Genomic DNA, 260 nt, shown 5'->3' on the forward strand with positions numbered 1-260 from the left:
CTAATAACTGAACTATCGATACTAACCAATATTTATATAATCTTTTATTTTTCAATTTTATAACCAACTCCCCAGACTGTATGAATTATTTTATTTCCCTCCATATGCTTTTCTAATTTATCTCTAAGTCTACTCATATGTACCATAACAGTATTGTTAGACTGATAATATTTTTCTTTCCAAACTTTTTCAAAAATTTCTTCTGCACTAAATACTCGCCCTCTGTTTGTAGCTAGTAAATATAATATTTCAAATTCTCT

At 26.9% G+C, this 260-nt stretch carries 1 protein-coding gene; it reads right to left on the reverse strand.

Translation table 11 applies throughout. The features are described 5' to 3' along the window. Positions 1 to 44: 44 nt before the first annotated feature. On the reverse strand, positions 45 to 260 hold a 216-nt coding region (locus NG904_RS16945), incomplete at its 5' end, for a winged helix-turn-helix domain-containing protein (protein ID WP_252232902.1).

Origin of the sequence: Clostridium sp. ZBS15 (assembly GCF_023845705.1) — a bacterium.
Classification (GTDB): Bacteria; Bacillota; Clostridia; order Clostridiales; family Clostridiaceae; genus Clostridium; species Clostridium aquiflavi.